General features: G+C 40.5%; 3 protein-coding genes and 1 pseudogene. All 4 read left to right on the top strand.

Going from position 1 to position 2,444, the window contains the following annotated elements; genetic code table 11:
* Window positions 1-159: pseudogene (locus ACFINH_RS09460) on the top strand (single-stranded DNA-binding protein); the annotation flags it as partial.
* 15 nt (window positions 160-174) lie between these two features.
* Window positions 175-705: a hypothetical protein gene (locus ACFINH_RS09455; protein WP_375632894.1), complete on the top strand. Its 531-nt coding sequence runs from the start codon at window positions 175-177 to the stop codon at window positions 703-705.
* Between the two features lie 684 nt (window positions 706-1,389).
* Entirely contained in the window at window positions 1,390-1,725 is a 336-nt protein-coding gene (locus tag ACFINH_RS09450; RefSeq protein ID WP_375610989.1) for a hypothetical protein, read from the top strand.
* A partial coding sequence (locus ACFINH_RS09445) for a phage terminase large subunit (protein ID WP_375632892.1) occupies window positions 1,706-2,444 on the top strand: 739 nt, incomplete at its 3' end. The genes ACFINH_RS09450 and ACFINH_RS09445, both read left to right, overlap by 20 nt.

The raw sequence follows: 2,444 nt of genomic DNA, 5'->3' as shown, positions 1-2,444 counted from the left end.
TATGTAACAGAAGTCATATTGCCTCAGTACAAAGGCGAGTTAAAGCTTTTAGATGGCAAAAATGATGATAATCAAGATCAGTCATCTGCTTATGACAGAAGCATTTACAGACCTCTTGATACGCCCCATACCGTTATGAATGACAGTGTTCCTTTTTAAATAAAAGGCGGTGTTATGAAAAAAAATAAAAAGAGGGGACGCCCTAAAATTAAAGGATGTATCAGAGAACCAAACGGACGTATATCACGTGCAAAAGCACCGCGTGAAGCCGTTGATAAATTGGCAATAGAAATGCGTGCAAAGCGCTTCGGTTTAACGCTACAGGAGGCAAAAAATCCACTTTCTGGTACCTATATCGGGCGGCTTTGTTTGCAAGGCGTGATTACTCAAGAGCAATATGATGCCGCGCAACAGTACCTACAGATAAGAAACGATTACCTTTGTGCAAAAGGCTTGCCAAGTGCTGTTTATAATGAAATTCCGTCATCTTCTGATGATAAGGCAAGAGACAAATGGGTAGAATTTGCAACAGAGCAGTTTATAAACACGCAAGAGGCACTAAAAGAAGCGCAATGCCTCTATAGACAGTATAATCTTCACGCTGCGCTACAGTACCTCGTTATAGAAGATCAAACGCTACCATATCTTGTGAATTCATTACGCGTTGCTCTTAATGCGCTTCAGAAGTACTTTTCAAAAAAGTAGATGTGAAAGATATATATATCCATATATATATGGTATTGCAATAATAACTAAGGCGGTCATTATTGCAAATAAAAACGCAGAAATCTTTAATCTAAATCGCCAGAGTATGTTAATCGGAAGAGACATTATGGTGATTATTATGAAGCCTATTACAAACCATTCTATTCTATTGTTTTTATTAAAATAACGTCTTAGTATACGAAGATAGTTGTTTGCCTCTATAGAAATTATTCTAAATGGACCTGTAGAGATTTCTTTAGGGATGTCGTTATAAATATAATCCAACATTCCTTCTGAAATACAAGTAATAAAAGAGGACCGTTTTTGTAGATCACGAAAAACGGCAATTTGCCCCTTTGGGCATGGAGATTCCGAAGAAACATGTTTTGTTAATGGTTGACTACTTACATGACTAGTGAATAAGATACTTATTATTCCGAATAAGGAAATTTTCTTTAAATACGATAATAACATTAGATTTTATCTTGTTTTTCATTGTTGCATCTTCGCTTTATACAGATTCTCTTCAAATATATCAATATGTGTTATTTTTGTGTTGACAAAATGTAGCAAATCGTATTTAATGACATTGCTGTACTTAGGCGTATTGTGTCTAGAGAGGGAAATGTACAGTTCAAAATCCCCGCAAATGCGGGGTTTTTTATTATCTGGAGGGTGTATTTTATGACATCACAAAATACAGAACAGATTTCTCAAACAAAGAAAAAATATAAACCCCCTAAGGCAGGAATGGGGCGTGTTAAAGGTGTACCCAATAAGAATACACGCCTTTTGAAAGAGGCTATTCTTAAAGCTGCTGAATTGGCAGGCAATAAGTATGGCAAGGAAGGACTAATCTCTTACCTCGAAAAGCAGGCAATAAGATGCCCTGCGGCTTATTTAGCGTTGCTTGGGAAGATCTTGCCTTTGCAAGTGACGGGGGAAGATGGGGGCGCGATTAAGATCATAGGGCGTGTAGAAATTGCTCCTTTAACAATGAATGACGACAAGACAGATTAAGATTGTACCAAAACTCATTCCTATTTTTGCAGGAGACGCTTTGGTACGAGCGGCTTGGGGTGGACGAGGGTCTGGAAAGACAAGATCATTTGCCTTGATGGCTGCTTTAAAAGGCTATCAATTTGGTATGCAGGGGATATCGGGGACCATTCTTTGTGCACGTCAGTTTCAGAATTCTTTGGCAGAAAGTTCATTGGAGGAGATTAAGCGCGCCATTGAAGCGCACGACTTTTTAAAGGACTATTACAAGGTTGGGGAATCGTCGATTAAGTCGATAGATGGTCGCGTAGCCTTTCAGTTTTCTGGTCTGGACCGCAATATAGCCAGTATCAAGTCTATGGGGCGTATTTTGCTTTGTTGGGTTGATGAGGCAGAGCCGGTTACAGAGACGGCTTGGCAGACGCTTATACCGACTTTGCGTGAAGAGGGCGAGGGGTGGCGAGCAGAGTTATGGGTGACATGGAACCCGTTGCGAGAGAATGCACCCGTTGAGAAGCGGTTTCGCTTTTCAGACAATGAGGCAATTAAGCGTGTGGAGATCAACTGGTCAGACAATCCGAAGTTTCCGAAAATCTTGAATGAAGCACGACTTGATGATCTGAGAAACCGCCCCGAGACCTATAAGCATATCTGGGAAGGGGATTATCTTACAGCGGTTCAAGGCGCTTATTATCAAAAGGAAATGTTGGCAGCCGAGCAAGAGGGGCGGATAGGGCGTG

Origin of the sequence: Bartonella sp. AA74HLJMH (genome assembly GCF_042197045.1) — a bacterium.
Classification (GTDB): domain Bacteria; phylum Pseudomonadota; class Alphaproteobacteria; order Rhizobiales; family Rhizobiaceae; genus Bartonella.
Note: the sequence above shows the minus strand (reverse complement) of the source record. Positions and strands in the feature narration are given on the sequence as shown.

Coding starts and splice junctions, on each gene's coding strand:
- ACFINH_RS09455 (WP_375632894.1), top strand. CDS start 175: ATGAAAAAAAATAAAAAGAGGGGACGCCCTAAAATTAAAGGATGTATC.
- ACFINH_RS09450 (WP_375610989.1), top strand. CDS start 1,390: ATGACATCACAAAATACAGAACAGATTTCTCAAACAAAGAAAAAATAT.